Here is a 16,487-nt window from a genome sequence, read left to right on the forward strand (position 1 = left end):
CACCACCAGAAAAAGAGAAAAGGAGCGCCACGCGCCCCACTGGATATTTAACCAGCATATTATATCAGCGTGGTCAGCGATGCCAACCGTGAAATTTCCAGCGTGGGCAGCAGGCGGGCGTCATCAATATGCATCAGATTGCCGCCGCGCAGGTTAATCCAGCAGGCCTGCATGCCGCTGCGCACCGCGCCCGCCACGTCCGTGGTCAGGTCGTCACCCACGTGCAAAATGCTTTCCAGCGGCAGATTAAGCCTTTCTGCAGCCAGGTGATACATGTCCTGGTACGGCTTGGCGCGCCCGTGCGGGCCAGCTCGCAAAATAAAGGTAAAATAGTCTTCCAGGCCAAACAGATGCGGATCGGCATTGCCGTTGGTGATCGCTATCAGCGGCAGCTTTTCCGCCAGTGCGGCAAGCGTGGTGTGGGTTTCATCCGGCACCGCAATCTGATTTCGCCAGTGGGTGAAATGCGTCATCACCACCCGCGATCCCTTATCCGCTTCGCTGTCGCTCAGCCCTGCCTGGCGCATCGCCAGCTCAATGGCGCGACGACGCCATTCGCTGACGTCATGATAGATGTCCGGCTCCTGCTCGCGCAGGCTGTCGCGCAGCTGCTGGTAGTTCTCTACGCTAAACCCGTTAAGCGCGGGATGATACTGCTGTAAAAAAGCGTGGGATTCCTGGGTCGTACGACGGATAACCGGGTGATTATCGTACAGCGTGTCGTCGAGATCGAACGACATCGCCGCCACAGGTCGCAGCGGGCGGTAAAAGTGCATCAGGATTTTCCTCGTTTCGCACGGGGATGGGCAGCATCGTAGACCGACGCCAGATGTTGGAAGTCGAGATGGGTATAGATTTGCGTCGTGCTCAGGTTGGCGTGCCCCAGCAGCTCCTGGACGGCGCGCAGATCGCCGCTGGACTCCAGCATATGGGTCGCAAAGGAGTGGCGCAGCTTGTGTGGATGAATATGGCTGGAGAGGCCCTGCTTTACGCCCCATTCGGCAAAACGCTTCTGCACGTTGCGCGTCGAGATGCGCTTGCCCTGCTTTGACAGGAAGACCGCGCCGTCTTCGGGGGCAAAGAGTTCGCGCAGCGCCAGCCAGTGTTCCATCCAGATTACCGCCGTCCGGCCTATGGGCAGGCGGCGCTCTTTACTGCCCTTGCCCACCACCCAGACTTCACCCGATGCCAGATCAAGATGGCCGGTGTCGATCCCGACCAGTTCAGAGAGACGAAGCCCGGCGCCGTACATGATCTCCAGCATGGCCCGATCGCGCACCGCCAGCGGATCGTTAATGTCGATCTCCAGCAGGCGATTTACATCGTCCACGTCAATATTCTTAGGCAGGTGGCGCGGCGCGCGCGGTGTCGCAACGCCTTTTGCCGGGTTGGCTTTTATCACCCCCTGCGCGACCAGCCAGTCGAGAAAGCTGCGCAGCGCGGAGAGGCGCAGCGCCAGGCTGGCAGGCTTTAAACCGGCGCGGCGGCTGCGGGCCGCCAGTGAACGAACCCGGGCGGCATCAAGCTGCTGCCAGTCGGGCAGTTTCATCTCTTCCAGCAGGGCGATGCAGGCGGCCAGCTGGCGCTGGTAGTTGATTTGCGTCAGCGGACTTAGCTGGCGTTCAACCTTAAGATAACGCAGAAAGCCCTCTACGGCGTTAAGTAGAGGCGCATCGCTACTCATACGCGCTCAACCCACCGCGCCAGCAGTTCGGGCAGCATCAGGGAGAGGTGCTGGAGCAGTACCGTCCCCATGCCGGACTGGTAGTGTTGGGTGTCGCGGCTGCTGAAAATGAGTACGCCCAGATCGCCCTGCTCGCCCATCAGCGACAGGGCAACCGAGCCAATCGCCTTCGCCTGCGGCAGCAGCAGCAGCAGTTCGGGGCCATTCAGGCTGCCTAAGAAGTGCTGCTTATTGCCGAGCCGCTGAATACGAACGGGTTCAAACGCCTGGCGTGACAGCGCAAGCTGGGTAAAATCTGAAGGTGCGCCTATGCGCCACTTTTCGCTGAACAGACGCACATTCGCCCCGGCCAGTCCCAGTTCGCGCGCCCAGCGATGCAGGCGGTTAAGCATCTCATGCAGGTTGGGGGCAGAGGCCAGACGGGCCTGAAGCGTCAGCAGACGATCGAACAGCTGCTGATTGGCGCTGGCCTGCTCCATCAGCAGGGTGATCTCTTCTTCCAGCTGGCTGATATGATGCCGCTGACGGCCCAGCTGCCATTCCACCAGGGATACGCTGCCGCGTACGGGGTGAGGCACCAGCATCTGCTCAACCTGCCGCGCATTGCGTATAAAGAAGTCCGGATTTTGCAGCAGGTAATCGCTAACGGCACGATCGTCCAGCATCAGTTCGCTGGTAACCTGTTGTTCCCCGACATTTTTCATAAGTGGATAAGCCCGTCATAAACGTGAGTGGCAGGGCCGGTCATATAGAGCGGATGACCGGGACCTTTCCAGGTAATATTTAAGCTGCCGCCGGGCAGATCGACCCGAACCTGTTCTGCCAGCAGCGCCTGCTGGATGCCAACCGCCACGGCCGCACAGGCGCCGCTGCCGCAGGCCTGCGTCTCACCCGCGCCGCGCTCATAGACGCGCAGGCGGATATGCCCGCTGTCAACAATCTCCATAAAGCCGACGTTAACCCGCTCGGGAAAACGCTCGTGGCTTTCGAGCACCGGCCCCAGTATCGCGACCTGCGCGGTTTTAACGCTGTCGACCTGGAGCACGCAGTGAGGATTTCCCATCGACACCACGCCGCACATCACCGTCTGCTCGGCCGTGCGCATCAGGTAGAGAATTTCGGCTTTATTGGCGCGAAAAGGCACCTGATGGGGCTCAAAGTTGGGTTCACCCATATTCACGCAGACCCGCTCATCCTGGGTCACGCTGAGCACCATGCGCCCTGACTGCGTACTGACCTGGATATCTTTTTTATTGGTCAGCCCCTTCAGGCGAACAAAGCGGGCAAAACAGCGCGCGCCATTGCCACACTGGGCGACTTCACTGCCGTCAGCGTTGAAAATGCGATAGTGGAAATCCAGATCGGGATCGTAGGGCGGTTCAACGATCAGCAGCTGATCAAAACCGATCCCCAGATGACGATCGGCCAGACGCCGGATCAGCTCGGGCGAGAAATAGACGTTTTGTGTAACGGCATCGACCACCATAAAGTCATTGCCCAGACCGTGCATCTTCGAGAACTGCATTTTCTGCTCCGACGAATATGTCATAGTTTACTGAGCCGACGTCGTGCCCGATTCAATGGTCTCTGACGACGTACTGGTCTGCGTCGGGTCGGTGGTGGTTGTCTGCTTCTGCGCATCGGCGCGGGTTGGCTTATAGTCGCTTGCGCTGGTTTGCTTTTTTGGCTGTTCCTGAGGAGGAAAGTAGAGTGGCCCTTTTAGTCCACATCCCGTCAGGCTGGCCACAGCCAGCACCAGCGCCATCCGGCAAATCACTTTGTTCATGCTTATTCTGCTCGTTATCAGTGCCTGTTGGATGTCTATCATCGCAGGTGAAGTGCTAAAAGCAACTGAAATGGTGATCCTGTTTCTCAATTGGCGAAGCGAAGCAGGTTTGGCTTAGTGCATCTGAATGTGCTGGGCGTAATCCCCGCCGGAGGCATTATCTGATACGTTGGCGCAGAGCTGCGCCAGGGTCTGACTGCGGAAGGGGATCACCTGAAAACGATCGTCGACCTGCACAATCTGATAAAACTGCGGCAGATTGAAATTGATAAAGCTGGAACCGTAGGTGAAGCGATCGTGTGAAGAGGAGTAGAAGCGACTGACATCGCGCACCAGCTCCTCTTTGCTGCCTTCACAGTGGTGGTAAATCTCGACCCGGTTGGTTTCATCCAGAATATAGATGTTGAATCCATGGTCGTCTTTGGTGTCCTCAAAGAAGAACTGAATGATGCCTTCGCTGGCATAGCCATTCACCACCGAGGGCAGGCGCGACTGATCCGTTTCCACCTTAATAGACAGGCCGTGCAGCTTGTTGTTGGAGATGGCGCCATAGAACTCCACCGCATTTTCCAGCTTTTGCACCGAGACACTCATGCGCTCGAAGAACAGCCCCCACGTCTGGCCTGCCACGCGGACGGCCTTGAAGCGGCCCGGTTCCTGACGCGTACTGGAAAGACGCAGCTCAATACATTCCGATACCAGCTGCTGAATGCGGGTGCGGATCAGCCCCCTGAGGTGCTGGCTGTAGCAGAAGACCTCCACCGCATCCGGCGGGGCGGCATCCTGATGCATTTTGCCCAGAATGGTTTTCAGCGCCTCAATCATCGCCTGCTCGCCGTTAAAGTGCAGCGTACGCACCTCATTCCACGAGTTGCGATAGAGCAGATCGATACTGCCAATTAAACACTGCTGCTGCTGGCCGAAGCTAAACACGTCGAGCTTGCGGAAGTCGAAATGCACCACCTGATTACGGAACGCGGCGGTCGGGTCATATTCCAGATTCACGATAATCGCCAGATGGCGAATCTCGCAGGGACTGTAGAGCGCTTTCGCCGAAGGGGACGGCAGGCGCAGCGGGAAGTGATGGGAGACATCCGCCACCAGCTCCTGCAGTCGCGCCAGATCGCATACGGCATTGCCTTTAATGTGCAGCCGCGTATTGCGGGTCAGCAGACCGTTAAACCATGCCCAGGCCACCAGTTTGTTGAGGTAGCGGTTATATTCCAGCGGCTGGTGGCTGATAATAGACTGCATATCCGGCGACTGATTGTAGAGATACCAGCCAGCACGATTGGCGCGCCCGTTAGGCACGTGAATAAAGGTCAAATGCGCTTCGGAAAGGTCGGGCGAAATCTGCGGGTTGAGCAGCGTCACCTTGCCGGGCAGCGCTTCAAAAGCCGCATAGAGCTTACGCGTCAGGACGCCGATATCCTGCGGGCTGGCGCTAACGCTCAGGTTATTGCGCCGCGCAAAGCGAATCAGGTTGCGATAGCTCTGCATCATCGCATCCAGCAGTTCGTTATGAGCCTCGCGCACGCGGCCAATTTTCCAGTTGGCGCGGTTATCAAGGATTTCCAGACGCGCATCGTCCCAGCCCCACTCCTTCACCAGCTGGCTCAGGATCTCGCGCCGCCAGCCGGACTGCTCTCCCTCAATGGAGAGCTTTTCGCACACCTTCAGGTAAAAGCAGCGGCGCACCAGGTCCAGCCTGGCAGTATCATCAATTTTGGTGAGGTATTGCGTGACCCTTTCCAGCATCATGCAGTAGGGATCAAGCCCGTAAGAGACGATTTCGCCATCATGCAGACGCTGCTTAATATCCATCGCCAGCAGCCGGGTCGCCGGATACTCCCAGGAGTAGGCTTCCAGCAGCAGCGTTTTCAGCACGGCTTTATACGGGGAATCAATGCTTTTATAGAGCTGCCACAGGCTGGCACCAAAATACTCTTCCGCCGACAGCGTGCCCAGACCACCCAGATCCAGCCACTCGTTCGGCGTCAGTACGCCTTTCTGATAAAGCGACATGACATAGTCGTCGTAGTGCTCTTCCTCTTCGCCCGGCACCATATTCCACAGAATACGCTTGCCTGCCATGCGGACGGCAGTACGATAAAATTCGTCCAGCAGCAGTATATGCTGCGTCGAGCCGCAGTCTTCGCCGCCCAGACTGCCGCTTTCATTATGACGGAAGCGGTTTTCGTCAATCAGGAAGAAGCTGACTTCCACGCCCATCGCCGCGCACCAGGTTTGCAGCAGGGTGCACTTTTTCTGTAAGCACAGGCGCTCTTCGTTATCCAGCCATGACTGGTGGCACACCCAGATATCCAGATCCGAGGTAAAGTTCTGCCCGACGGAAGAGGTGCTGCCCATAGAGTAAACCCCGGTAATGGGCATTTCACCCTCGGGAGGTAGCGCGGCACTGGCACCGGACTCGCCCTCGAGGTCAGCCAGCCAGGCACGTTGGCTTTCATCAGGCGCGTAGAAACCGATGCCATGTGGAACGTTACCCTCAAGGTAACCCGGCATCAGTGGGTGATGATAATGTAATAACGTTGGCAGCAGACTGTAAACCTGTTGAAAGGCAGGCCCCATTGCAGCCAGCGCGCGATCAACGCGCAGCTGGTTAATGGCATCCAGTCTCTGTTTCAGTGTCTCTATATAGAGGTACAAGACGTCTCGCCCGATTGTCCCAGTGCATATAAAAAAGCCTGTTTCCGCCATCCGCCGCGTGTTTTTTGAAAATAGTCGTACGGATTTTTGCTGGAAACGTGATCAATCTAACACCTGGTAGCTTGACCGTAAAGAAAGTTGCGCTACACAACAGTTTAGCACGATTTACGATATCCCCTGCCCATGCGTACGGAATCCGTTTCTTCCCAGCCGTTTAAGGCCGCGGAAACTGACAGCCTTCACGGTTCAATGATAGGATAATCATTGAACGATAAAAACGGTAAGAAGCATGTTAGACAAAATTTTAAGAATTGCTACCAGACAAAGCCCACTTGCACTGTGGCAGGCACATTATGTGCAGCAGCGCCTGATGGCATGCCATCCGGGGCTTAACGTCGAACTGGTGCCTATGGTGACGAAGGGCGACATCATCCTGGATACGCCGCTGGCGAAGGTCGGCGGTAAGGGACTGTTCGTCAAAGAACTGGAACAGGCCATACTCGCCGATCGCGCGGATATCGCCGTGCATTCGATGAAAGACGTGCCGGTCGCCTTCCCGGAAGGCCTTGGACTGGTGACGATCTGCGAGCGCGAAGATCCGCTCGACGCCTTCGTTTCTAATAAGTTTGACTCGGTGGACGATCTGCCGCACGGCGCGGTGGTGGGCACCTCCAGCCTGCGACGCCAGTGTCAGCTGAGCGCCCGTCGCCCGGACCTGATTATTCGCTCGCTGCGCGGCAACGTCGGGACGCGGTTAGCGAAGCTGGATGCGGGCAACTATGACGCCATTATCCTTGCCGTCGCGGGCCTTAAGCGCCTGGGGCTGGGTGAGCGTATTCGTCACGCCATGCCTGCCGAAGAGTCGCTGCCCGCCGTTGGCCAGGGCGCGGTCGGCATTGAGTGTCGCCTTGAGGATGCGCAAACCATCGCGCTGCTGACGGCGCTCAATGATGAGGATACCGCGACACGCGTCCGGGCCGAGCGGGCGATGAATACTCGCCTTGAAGGGGGCTGTCAGGTGCCGATTGGCAGCTACGCCGTGCTTGTGGATGACCAGATTTGGCTACGCGGACTGATCGGCGCGCCGGACGGTAAAACCATGGTACGCGGTGAGCGGCGCGGTCCGCGTGAGGATGCAGAGAAAATGGGCATTTCCCTGGCGGAAGAGCTGTTAAATAACGGTGGCCGGGAAATCCTCGCTGAGGTTTATCAGGGAAATCCACCCGCATGAGCATCCTGGTAACCCGTCCGGCACCTGCGGCAGATGAGCTGGTCAGCCGCTTGCGTAAAGCCGGTCAGGTCGCCTGGGCTATGCCCCTGATTGAATTTACCCCGGGTACGCAGCTGGAGAGTCTCCCGACACAGATAGCCAGCCTGCGCGGCGGCGATCTGGTGTTTATCCTGTCGCAGCACGCAATTCACTACGCCCAGCCCGCGCTGGTAAAGGCGGGAGGCAGCTGGCCCGCAAATCTCAACTATTATGCGATAGGCCGCTCTACCGCGCTGGCCCTGCACGCCGTCAGCGGGCTGAATGTGGTCTGGCCGCACGAGCGCGAAACCAGCGAGGTGCTGATACAATTACCTGCACTTCAGCAGGTAGCTGGAAAGCGGGCGCTGATTTTGCGCGGCAATGGCGGCAGGGAATTACTTGCTGAAACCTTGCAACAGCGCGGGGCTGATGTACAGTTTATCGAGTGCTATCAACGCTGTGCGAAATATTACCACGGCCCGGTAGAGGGACGACGCTGGCGGGACCGGGGGATTACCACGCTGGTAGTGACCAGCGGCGAGATGTTGCAACAGCTTTTTTCGCTATTCCCCGCAATCGATCGCGAGGAGTGGCTTCTCCACTGTCGGCTGATTGTCGTCAGTGAACGCCTGGCAACCTGCGCCAGGGAACTGGGTTGGCGCGAGATCAGGGTTGCGGATGGTGCTGATAACGACGCATTGCTCCGCGCGTTACAATAAACTTTTAAACGGGAAAGCCACAATGACGGAACACAAAGATCCCTCGGCCAGCATTGAGGAGACCACGCCAGCGGTCGAGCCCTCTCTGGCTGAGAGTAAAACGCCCCATAAGTCGAAGAATACCGGCACGGCGCTGGCCGTTGTGGCAATTGCTATCGCACTGGCCGTTGGCGGTGGCCTCTATTTTAACGGTAAGCATCAGGCGCAGCAGCAGGCGGCCGCAAGCAAAGCGCTGGCCGATCGGCTCTCTCAGCTTCAGCAGCAGGCCGTTAGCGATAAACAAACGCTGGGACAGCAGCTGACAACGCAAACCGCTGCGCTGGATGCCGCCAGGCAGCAGCAGGCGGTTATGAGCAAGCAGCTTGATGAGTTAAAACAGAAGGTGGCGACCATTTCCGGGAATGATGCCCATACCTGGCTGCTGGCGCAGGCCGATTATCTGGTGAAGCTGGCGGGTCGTAAACTGTGGAGCGATCGGGATGTGACCACGGCCGCCGCGCTGCTCAAAAGCGCAGATGCCAGCCTGGCCGATATGAACGATCCCAGCCTGATTGAGGTGCGCCGCGCCCTGACCCAGGATATCAGCAGCCTCTCGTCAGTCAGCCAGGTGGACTACGATGGCATTATCCTCAAGCTTAACCAGCTGTCGAACGGTGTGGATAACCTGCGCCTGGCGGATAACGATAACGACGATACGCCGATGGATGCCGATAGCGGCGAGCTGACCTCTTCTCTACGGGAGTGGCGCCAGAACCTGGTGAAAAGCTGGCACAATTTCATGGATGATTTCATCACCGTGCGTCGCCGTGATACTACAGCAGAGCCTCTGCTGGCCCCGAATCAGGACATCTATCTGCGCGAAAACATCCGTTCCCGTCTGCTGATTGCGGCACAGGCGGTTCCCCGCCATCAGGATGAGATCTATAAGCAGTCCATTGATACCGTATCGGCCTGGGTGCGGGCCTGGTTTGATACCAGCGACCCGGCCACGAAAGCTTTCTTAAGCCAGCTTGACGATCTTAGCCAGCAAAGCATTTCGATGGATCTTCCTGAGTCGCTACAGAGCCAGCCAATGCTGGATAAACTGATGCAGACGCGCGTGCGCAACCTGCTGGCACAGCCCAGTGCCGGGCAACAGCAGCAGGGAGAATAAGCATGCTTAAGGTACTGATACTATTCCTTTTACTCATCGCAGGCGTCGTGCTTGGCCCGATGCTGGCGGGTCACCAGGGTTACGTGCTCATTCAGACCGATAACTGGAATATCGAAACCAGCGTCACCGGTTTGGCTATCATTCTGCTGCTTTCGCTGGTGATCATTCTGTTTGTTGAGTGGATCCTGCGCCGTGTGTTGCGCACTGGCGTCAGAACACGCGGCTGGTTCCTTGGACGTAAAGGCAAGCGGGCACGTAAACAGACCAATGCCGCGCTGGTGAAGCTGGCGGAAGGGGATTATCGCCAGGTTGAAAAACTGCTGTCGCGCAATGCCGATCATGCCGAACAGCCGGTGGTAAATTACCTGCTGGCAGCGGAAGCGGCACAGCAGCGGAACGACGATACGCGCGCCAATCAGCATCTGGAACGTGCTGCTGAACTGGCGGGAAGCGATCAGCTGCCGGTGGAAATCACCCGCGTCCGCATCCAGCTGGCCAGAAATGAAGATCACGCGGCCCGTAACGGGGTAGACCGCCTGCTCGAGGTGGCCCCGCGTCATCCGGAAGTGCTGCGCCTTGCCGAACAGGCTTACGTCCGCACCGGTGCCTGGAGCGCCCTGCTTGATATTCTGCCTTCAATGGAAAAAGCGCAGGTTTCAGACGACGTTCACCGTCAGGCGCTCAAACAGGAGGCCTGGCTGGGACTGATGAATCAGGCCATGGCGGATCAGGGCAGCGATGGCCTGAAGCGCTGGTGGCAGTCGCAGAGTCGTAAAACGCGTCATGAAACGGCGCTCCAGGTTGCGATGGCTGACCATCTGATTGTTTGTAACGATCATGAAACGGCGCAGCAAATCGTGCTGGACGGGTTGAAGCGGGCCTATGACGAACGCCTGATACTGCTAATGCCCCGACTGAAAACCGGCAATCCGGAACAGCTGGAGAAAGCGCTGCGTCACCAGATCAAGCAGCATGGCGCGACCCCGCTGCTGCACAGCACGCTGGGACAGCTATTGATGCAGCACGGTGAGTGGGAGCAGGCCAGCGAGGCGTTCAGGGAAGCCCTGAAGCAGCGCCCGGACGCCTTCGACTACGCCTGGCTGGCTGACACGCTGGATCATCAGCATAAGCCGGAAGAAGCCGCCCAGATGCGTCGTGACGGTTTACTGCTCACGCTGAAGAATAACCCGTAATCCTCTTTCTCCCGGTGGTTAAGCCGGGCAGCCAAAAAAAACACCTGCCGGTCAGGCAGGTGTGAAATCAGGTCGGTAAGACAATTGGCGGATACCTGACTCAACGTCGTGTCCGGGCTTCCCGTAAGGTCAACAACGATACGGGCAGGTGGACAACAGGTACCATAAGGGGCTCTGCATCATTCCGGGTCTTATGAAGCCTGAGCGAGCATAAGCAGTGGAATGAGCATCTACACCTGCGACATTGCACACATCATGCCATCCTGCTCATTAACCGGAAACTTTCATTTATTTGTCTGTTTTTTATGCGTTTACTTACCTTGATTTCCGTCTCCTCGCCTGGCATTGTCGTAAAAGTGCGACACCCCTCTCCTTTTCTGTCCCTTTTCGGCGACAGCAATCCGATGATTAATTAAATTTCAGGTATTACATCGGCTTATACGTCTCATGTGGGCGACAGTGGGTGAGCGCGTTGCCATTGCAGATGCCCGGGGGCATTAACGCACAGTCGGGAACAAGCGCAGCGGATAGCGGATGGCGAATAGCGAATAGCGGATGGCGGGTAGCGGGTAGCGGGTAGCGGGTAGCGAAGCGTAAAGCCTGGTGAGGATATGTTACAGGGATCAGAGGGAGATCTGTCGCTGGGGTCAGAGGGACATGTCACGGGATCAAGGGAGAGATATGTCGCTGAAGCGAGGATATTTTGCCGGGGCAAGAGAACGATGCCTTGCCGGAAAGGGTTAGCCGTATGAGCTACTATGCAAAACAAAAAAACCCGCCGAAGCGGGGTTTCTGAAGATGGTCGGCGAGAGAGGATTCGAACCTCCGACCCACTGGTCCCAAACCAGTTGCGCTACCAAGCTGCGCTACTCGCCGAAATACTGCGGTACTGCCCTGCTCAGATCCTCAGACCTTAAGCAAAAAACCTCGCCACAGCAAGGTCTTGAAAAGTGGTCGGCGAGAGAGGATTCGAACCTCCGACCCACTGGTCCCAAACCAGTTGCGCTACCAAGCTGCGCTACTCGCCGAAATACTGCGACTTCTTTACTGCTGCTGATTTTGTGGTGCGAAGAGAGGGACTTGAACCCTCACGTCCGTTAAGACACTAACACCTGAAGCTAGCGCGTCTACCAATTCCGCCACCTTCGCATACCGAACAAAATCTGGGGTGGCTAATGGGACTCGAACCCACGACAACTGGAATCACAATCCAGGGCTCTACCAACTGAGCTATAGCCACCACCCCTACTGCTTACTTCTGTACTGCTTACTGCTTTACTAACGCGGTTATTACCACCGCAGCTCTTGCACACAACTTAATGGTGCGCCCGACAGGATTCGAACCTGAGACCTCTGCCTCCGGAGGGCAGCGCTCTATCCAGCTGAGCTACGGGCGCATAGCGCCGTTGCGGATGGGCATACTACGGATTCGAGCCGATCCTGTCCAGTGCTTTTTTAATAAAAAATCGCGTTTGCTTACGCTTTGTGCGTTCTGTCTAAAGCACATACGGAATGTATAGAAAACGGACGAAAAATGTTTGCATTCCAACGATTACCGCAAGACAAAAAGTATCTTAAAGATCGCCGCGTAAATGATACTTCAGGTATTTAAGCAGTTTTAACTGCCTGCGCAGCCGGGAAGGTTGTATAAGAAGCCGGTACAGCCATTCCAGACCCATCTTCTGCCAGAACAGGGGCGCACGCTTCACCCGACCGGTGAACACGTCATAGGTACCGCCTACGCCCATATACAGGGCATCAGGATTAATCATCTTACAGTCGCGCATCAGCACTTCCTGCCGGGGAGAACCCATGGCTACCGTCACAATTCGGGCACCGCTGGCGGCAACGCGGGCAAACAGCGCATCGCGATCCGCGGGCGCGAAATAGCCATCCTGCGCACCCACAATATTCACATTCCACTGGCGTCGCAGTTTAGCCTGCGTCTGCTCAAGCACTTCAGGCTTGCCGCCGATCAGGAAAACGGGCGTACCTTCACGGCCTGCACGCTCCATCAACGCTTCCCACAGGTCGGCACCGGCGATGCGGGCAATCTGCGCCTCGGGATATTTTTTGCGTACCGAGCGGACAATACTGATGCCGTCAGCATATTTGTATTCCGCTGCCTCAATCAATTCGCGAACCATCGGCTGACTCTCTGCCGTCAGGACTTTTTCGGCATTTATCGCCACCAGCGTTCCGGTCTTCAGGGTGCTTCCCTGATAGAGGTAGTCAAGGAAGCCAGCCATATCGCGAAAACCCAGCAGCGAAAAGCCGCGGATCTGGTAGTGCGGTACAGAAGAAGGGGCATCCATGAGCGTTTCCTTAAGGTAAAAATAGCCTGGCGGACAGACGTGTCCGCTTGGGCTTAATGCGACTGGGGCTGAACCGAGGCCTTTTTCGCCCGGACCACACCTGCACTATCCAGCAGCCAGTAGAGCAGCTTTGCCACCACGACCGCCGCGACAAAAATCAGGCAAAAGAAGACGACCCGGGATGCAAACGCATCCAGGCCCTCTCTGGCAAGCACAATCATATTGAAAACAGCACCAAAGCAGAAGCTTTGTAATATCGCAGCTTTATAGCGATTACTCTCCTGCTGGCCTTTCTGATACAGCCAGTCAAACCATTTTATAACCATCCCGACTGCGATGGCGCCGGGCAGAATAAACCCTACTCCCCCCATCACCACCAGTGAGCCGATGAGCGTGGGTGAAATCGCCAGGCCTGAGTGGTTATTAAGCACTTCCCAGGTGAAGTAGTTAGCGCTGTTCAGCACCATTGTCGGCCTGTCCGGCCACAGCCAGCTCGGGATAAATACGTAGAAATCCCGCACCATCGGTGCCAGCCCCTGAAAGTCGATCTTATCGTAGTTCTGCAACAGCAGCCCCAGGTTCTCCCAGGGCGAGAAGGTATCGCGCGTCAGATAGAGGAAGGTATAGAAAGCCTCCGCACCGCTGACGTCAAGGTTATAACGTTTCAGCGCCAGCCAGAACATCGCCACCACCCCGGCCACGCCCGCCATCGCCAGCATCCACAGCGTGATCCAGCCGCGAATAATGCCGATAAACAGAAACAGGGCAAAGGCGATGATGATGTTAGCGCGCGTACCGCCCACTATGACGTAGGTCAACAGGCCGAATCCCACCGTCGCCACCAGAAACAGCAGCCAGTTTCGCATTCGCTGATCGAGAAAATAGACCACCAGCATGGCGGGGATAAAAAAGTAGAAAAAGCGCTTAAGCGCCACGCCAGAGACGTCGCTGGAGAAAATCTGGCTGTAGCTGTGCAGTCTGAATAACAGAAAGCCGTTATGCAGGAAGAACACCAGCACCGTGCCCAGCGCAATCAAGGCCAGAATCCCCCAGGTCAAATGCGTCTCAACGCGATTCATGGTAAAAACAGGCCTGGAGGGCCGCGCTGATGCCGCCCTCAGGCGCGTTTTATAGCTCACGTAGTAAATTGCGTAAAAGCACGTCGCCGAGAGCAGCGCCTCAAGCAGATTTTCAGGCGGCACCACCTGCACGTTGAATCTGAATACCAGCAGGCAGGTCAGCGGGAAGCCGAAATAGAAGGTCAGCAGGAACAGCAGTGAGAAGAGGACGTTAAAATTAAAACGTACCCGGCGAAACTCACGCCACGTCAGCGTCAGCACCACGCCGAGCGATAACAGCCAGACCACCAGCAGGCCAGCAAACTGCGACAGCGTCATACCTGTTCCTCTTCCGCCAGCGTAAGCGCATGACACCAGCCTTCGATATATGCCGGGTCAAAAAAGGCGATGGCCGACTTATCCAGCAGCGCCATTTGCCGCTGAGCTTCCTTAACCCGTGGCCCATCCAGCGTATCACCGGCGAACAGTACCGGGATGTTTTGCTCAACCAGGTCCTGCCAGAACGGGTTTTTACGGTTCACCACAACGGGAATATTGGCCTGGATCAGCAGGCACAGGGTGCCAATCCCCTGCTGACGCTCAAAAATAAAGTAGCCTAAATCGCAGCGCGAAATCAGCTCAAGGTAAGCGGTAAAATCGAGTTTTTCAGTAAGGATATGGAGCTTATCCGCGCTAAACAGCCGCTCGCCTGCCTCCCGTACCTGCTGGATCCAGGCGTCGTTATTCTCAGGATACCCGAGCGGCACGATGACCGAGGCCCTGTCGCCAAACTGCTGAGCAATCTCCTGTAGCGCCTGAACGTGACGATTGCTGCTATCCCCGGAGTTACCCACCAGAATCGTCAGCTCATCCGCTTTTTTCTCTCCGGCGGGCAGGATCGTCTGTGCCATCCGGGTAGGGAAATAGAGCAGCGAGGCGGGCACCCGCGGACAGCGCTGCTGAAACCAGGTGATGTCGCCACGCGTTGCGAACACCCGTCCCACACGCTTCTGCGCCAGACGACGCAGCAGGTAAAACAGTCGGAATCGCCAGCCTTGTCCCTGTTCGTAGAGATCGGCCCCCCAGATATGCCAGTAAAACTGCGCGGCTTTGATTTTCCCCACCAGCAGCGCCAGCCATAACGCGGCATTGAACTGTCCGAGGAAGAAGAAGCGGGTTTGCCGCGACGCCCTGGCCCTGGCGACAATCGCCTGGGCGATCGCGCGTTTATCCGCGAAGTAGCGAATGTCCAGCTGGCTGAACTCAGACGGCACGGGCGCATCACCCACTACCCAGAAATGACGCGGCGCCGCGCCGGGCATCCGTACGGAGAGTACGTCGTTAAAAAAACGCAGCACGGTCTGATTATGATGGGGAATGGGTGAGCCGAGAACGTAAATCAATGTGGTCATACTTTTCTACGATAGAGAAGAAAGGCGCTGGTGCAGAGCGCAAAATAGACGATGTAGCTGGCCATATAGGCCTGGGCGGCACCTGTTGCACCGTGCAAAGGGATAAGCCAGCGAGCAAACAACGTCAGCAACAGAAACTGGCTGACCTCTGTCAGAATGTAAAATCGTAGCGACGCTTTAGCAATCACCAGATAGCCAAACACATAGGAGCCAACCTTAAAAATATCGCCCGTCAGCTGCCAGATAAACAGGTCGCGCATGGCGTGAAACTGGCTGGAAAACAGCAGCCAGATAGCCACATCCCGCAGCAGCCAGACGGTCAGGCTAACCGCAGCCACCATCGGCAGCACAAAGCTGAGCGAGCGAACGATCTCGCGGGAGATCGCCTGCCGGCTGGTGAGGCGGGAGAGCGTGGGCAGCAGATAAACGCTGAAAGAGGCGGTAATAAATTGCAGATAGGCATCCGAAATACTGGTCACGCCCTGCCAGAGCCCAACCTGATCCCAGCCGCTGTGCGCCGCCAGCAGATTACGCATCATCACCCACGCGATCGGCAGCGTAACCGCGGTGATCAGCGCCATAAGCGTAAATTTGCTCAGGTTCGCGGCTATCGTCGGATCCCAACAAGGGAGCAGAAAGCGCAGGGGCAGATGATCCCGACGGGCCAGTATTATCGCCGCAGGAAAGACCACCAGCGCGGGAACCATCGCCAGCCCTGCCAGCGCACCGCTGTAGCCGCCCAGCCAGTAGCAGATAAACCAGGCTACCACGCCCACCAGGCTGCCCAGGATAAGGGCCAGCGCGTTCCCCCGCGCATCGCGGAAGCCTTTCAACACCGCCAGCGTCAGGTTGGCCCAGGCGATACCCACCTGCAAAAAGGCGACGATCCGCACCACGTTCTGATAATGGTCGTGCCCAAACAGGGCGGTGCTAATCGGTGCGGCGAAGAGTAAAAAGCCTACCGCCAGCAGCGTGGAGAAGCCCAGCACCATTGCCGAAGCCGTTCCGGTAATGGCGCGTAATGCCGGCGTCGGCTGCGACTGTTCCGCAACGTATTTGGTCACGCCATTAAAAATCCCGGCGCCCGCCAGCACGCCCAGCACGGTAATAAGCTGCCGGAAATTACCCGCCTGCCCCACGCCAGCCGGGCCGAACGACACCGCCAGCATCTTCACTACCAGCAGTCCCGCCGTAATCTTGACCAGCGTAGAGGCCGCCGTCCATATCGATGCTTTAGCCAGTGACATA

General features: G+C 57.1%; 14 protein-coding genes and 5 tRNA genes. 4 read left to right on the forward strand and 15 right to left on the reverse strand.

Annotated elements, in window-relative coordinates:
- Positions 1 to 59 precede the first annotated feature (59 nt).
- The 6 genes from yigB to AC4PCC_RS21010 form a co-directional block, all read right to left on the reverse strand.
- Positions 60 to 776: a 5-amino-6-(5-phospho-D-ribitylamino)uracil phosphatase YigB gene (gene yigB, locus AC4PCC_RS20985; RefSeq protein ID WP_492125829.1), complete on the reverse strand. Its 717-nt coding sequence runs from the start codon at positions 774 to 776 to the stop codon at positions 60 to 62.
- Entirely contained in the window at positions 776 to 1,684 is a 909-nt protein-coding gene (gene xerC / locus AC4PCC_RS20990; protein ID WP_492125830.1) for a tyrosine recombinase XerC, read from the reverse strand. The genes yigB and xerC overlap by 1 nt, the downstream gene beginning before the upstream one ends.
- A complete protein-coding gene (locus tag AC4PCC_RS20995; RefSeq protein ID WP_492125831.1) occupies positions 1,681 to 2,388 on the reverse strand; it encodes a DUF484 domain-containing protein in 708 nt (235 codons plus the stop codon). The genes xerC and AC4PCC_RS20995 overlap by 4 nt, the downstream gene beginning before the upstream one ends.
- Positions 2,385 to 3,209, reverse strand: coding sequence for a diaminopimelate epimerase (dapF, locus tag AC4PCC_RS21000; RefSeq protein WP_492125832.1), 825 nt, complete (start codon positions 3,207 to 3,209; stop codon positions 2,385 to 2,387). The genes AC4PCC_RS20995 and dapF overlap by 4 nt, the downstream gene beginning before the upstream one ends.
- 27 nt (positions 3,210 to 3,236) lie before the next feature.
- Positions 3,237 to 3,470 carry an LPS translocon maturation chaperone LptM gene (lptM, locus tag AC4PCC_RS21005; RefSeq protein WP_492125833.1) on the reverse strand — a complete coding sequence of 78 codons (234 nt, stop codon included), beginning with the start codon at positions 3,468 to 3,470 and terminating at the stop codon, positions 3,237 to 3,239.
- A gap of 114 nt (positions 3,471 to 3,584) precedes the next feature.
- Complete coding sequence (locus AC4PCC_RS21010; RefSeq protein ID WP_492125834.1) at positions 3,585 to 6,140, reverse strand: class I adenylate cyclase; 2,556 nt, start codon at positions 6,138 to 6,140, stop codon at positions 3,585 to 3,587.
- A gap of 289 nt (positions 6,141 to 6,429) precedes the next feature.
- On the opposite strand from AC4PCC_RS21010, the gene hemC reads away from it, so the two are divergent.
- Genes hemC through hemY form a run of 4 tightly spaced genes read left to right on the forward strand, consistent with a single transcriptional unit; the run spans position 6,430 to position 10,454 of the window.
- Positions 6,430 to 7,371, forward strand: a complete 942-nt coding sequence (hemC, locus tag AC4PCC_RS21015; RefSeq protein WP_492125835.1) for a hydroxymethylbilane synthase — start codon at positions 6,430 to 6,432, stop codon at positions 7,369 to 7,371.
- On the forward strand, positions 7,368 to 8,108 hold the full coding sequence (gene hemD / locus AC4PCC_RS21020; protein ID WP_492125836.1) for a uroporphyrinogen-III synthase: 741 nt from the start codon (positions 7,368 to 7,370) through the stop codon (positions 8,106 to 8,108). The genes hemC and hemD overlap by 4 nt, the downstream gene beginning before the upstream one ends.
- 22 nt (positions 8,109 to 8,130) lie before the next feature.
- Positions 8,131 to 9,261: a uroporphyrinogen-III C-methyltransferase gene (hemX, locus tag AC4PCC_RS21025; RefSeq protein WP_492125837.1), complete on the forward strand. Its 1,131-nt coding sequence runs from the start codon at positions 8,131 to 8,133 to the stop codon at positions 9,259 to 9,261.
- Between the two features lie 2 nt (positions 9,262 to 9,263).
- Positions 9,264 to 10,454 carry a protoheme IX biogenesis protein HemY gene (gene hemY, locus AC4PCC_RS21030; protein ID WP_492125838.1) on the forward strand — a complete coding sequence of 397 codons (1,191 nt, stop codon included), beginning with the start codon at positions 9,264 to 9,266 and terminating at the stop codon, positions 10,452 to 10,454.
- A gap of 799 nt (positions 10,455 to 11,253) precedes the next feature.
- Here hemY and AC4PCC_RS21035 read toward each other — a convergent pair.
- The 9 genes from AC4PCC_RS21035 to wzxE all read right to left on the reverse strand — a co-directional run bounded on the left by AC4PCC_RS21035 (position 11,254) and on the right by wzxE (position 16,486).
- A tRNA-Pro gene (locus AC4PCC_RS21035) sits at positions 11,254 to 11,330 on the reverse strand.
- A gap of 75 nt (positions 11,331 to 11,405) precedes the next feature.
- Positions 11,406 to 11,482 (reverse strand) — tRNA-Pro (locus AC4PCC_RS21040).
- Positions 11,483 to 11,516: 34 nt separating this feature from the next.
- Positions 11,517 to 11,603 (reverse strand) — tRNA-Leu (locus AC4PCC_RS21045).
- 15 nt (positions 11,604 to 11,618) lie between these two features.
- A tRNA-His gene (locus AC4PCC_RS21050) sits at positions 11,619 to 11,694 on the reverse strand.
- Between the two features lie 80 nt (positions 11,695 to 11,774).
- A tRNA-Arg gene (locus AC4PCC_RS21055) sits at positions 11,775 to 11,851 on the reverse strand.
- Between the two features lie 177 nt (positions 11,852 to 12,028).
- On the reverse strand, positions 12,029 to 12,769 hold the full coding sequence (gene wecG / locus AC4PCC_RS21060) for a lipopolysaccharide N-acetylmannosaminouronosyltransferase (RefSeq protein ID WP_492125839.1): 741 nt from the start codon (positions 12,767 to 12,769) through the stop codon (positions 12,029 to 12,031).
- Positions 12,770 to 12,822: 53 nt separating this feature from the next.
- On the reverse strand, positions 12,823 to 14,166 hold the full coding sequence (gene wzyE / locus AC4PCC_RS21065; protein WP_492125840.1) for an ECA oligosaccharide polymerase: 1,344 nt from the start codon (positions 14,164 to 14,166) through the stop codon (positions 12,823 to 12,825).
- On the reverse strand, positions 14,163 to 15,239 hold the full coding sequence (locus AC4PCC_RS21070; RefSeq protein WP_492125841.1) for a TDP-N-acetylfucosamine:lipid II N-acetylfucosaminyltransferase: 1,077 nt from the start codon (positions 15,237 to 15,239) through the stop codon (positions 14,163 to 14,165). The genes wzyE and AC4PCC_RS21070 overlap by 4 nt, the downstream gene beginning before the upstream one ends.
- Positions 15,236 to 16,486, reverse strand: a complete 1,251-nt coding sequence (wzxE, locus tag AC4PCC_RS21075) for a lipid III flippase WzxE (protein ID WP_492125842.1) — start codon at positions 16,484 to 16,486, stop codon at positions 15,236 to 15,238. Before wzxE ends, AC4PCC_RS21070 begins: the two co-directional genes overlap by 4 nt.
- Between the last annotated feature and the right edge of the window lies 1 nt (position 16,487).

It is taken from the genome of Erwinia sp. L03-1 (assembly GCF_058686115.1).

What these genes read in the sequence shown, in the direction of transcription:
- yigB (WP_492125829.1), bottom strand. Translation starts at nt 776, where the DNA reads ATGCACTTTTACCGCCCGCTGCGACCTGTGGCGGCGATGTCGTTCGAT.
- xerC (WP_492125830.1), bottom strand. Translation starts at nt 1,684, where the DNA reads ATGAGTAGCGATGCGCCTCTACTTAACGCCGTAGAGGGCTTTCTGCGT.
- AC4PCC_RS20995 (WP_492125831.1), bottom strand. Translation starts at nt 2,388, where the DNA reads ATGAAAAATGTCGGGGAACAACAGGTTACCAGCGAACTGATGCTGGAC.
- dapF (WP_492125832.1), bottom strand. Translation starts at nt 3,209, where the DNA reads ATGCAGTTCTCGAAGATGCACGGTCTGGGCAATGACTTTATGGTGGTC.
- lptM (WP_492125833.1), bottom strand. Translation starts at nt 3,470, where the DNA reads ATGAACAAAGTGATTTGCCGGATGGCGCTGGTGCTGGCTGTGGCCAGC.
- hemC (WP_492125835.1), top strand. Translation starts at nt 6,430, where the DNA reads ATGTTAGACAAAATTTTAAGAATTGCTACCAGACAAAGCCCACTTGCA.
- hemD (WP_492125836.1), top strand. Translation starts at nt 7,368, where the DNA reads ATGAGCATCCTGGTAACCCGTCCGGCACCTGCGGCAGATGAGCTGGTC.
- hemX (WP_492125837.1), top strand. Translation starts at nt 8,131, where the DNA reads ATGACGGAACACAAAGATCCCTCGGCCAGCATTGAGGAGACCACGCCA.
- hemY (WP_492125838.1), top strand. Translation starts at nt 9,264, where the DNA reads ATGCTTAAGGTACTGATACTATTCCTTTTACTCATCGCAGGCGTCGTG.
- wecG (WP_492125839.1), bottom strand. Translation starts at nt 12,769, where the DNA reads ATGGATGCCCCTTCTTCTGTACCGCACTACCAGATCCGCGGCTTTTCG.
- wzyE (WP_492125840.1), bottom strand. Translation starts at nt 14,166, where the DNA reads ATGACGCTGTCGCAGTTTGCTGGCCTGCTGGTGGTCTGGCTGTTATCG.
- AC4PCC_RS21070 (WP_492125841.1), bottom strand. Translation starts at nt 15,239, where the DNA reads ATGACCACATTGATTTACGTTCTCGGCTCACCCATTCCCCATCATAAT.
- wzxE (WP_492125842.1), bottom strand. Translation starts at nt 16,486, where the DNA reads ATGTCACTGGCTAAAGCATCGATATGGACGGCGGCCTCTACGCTGGTC.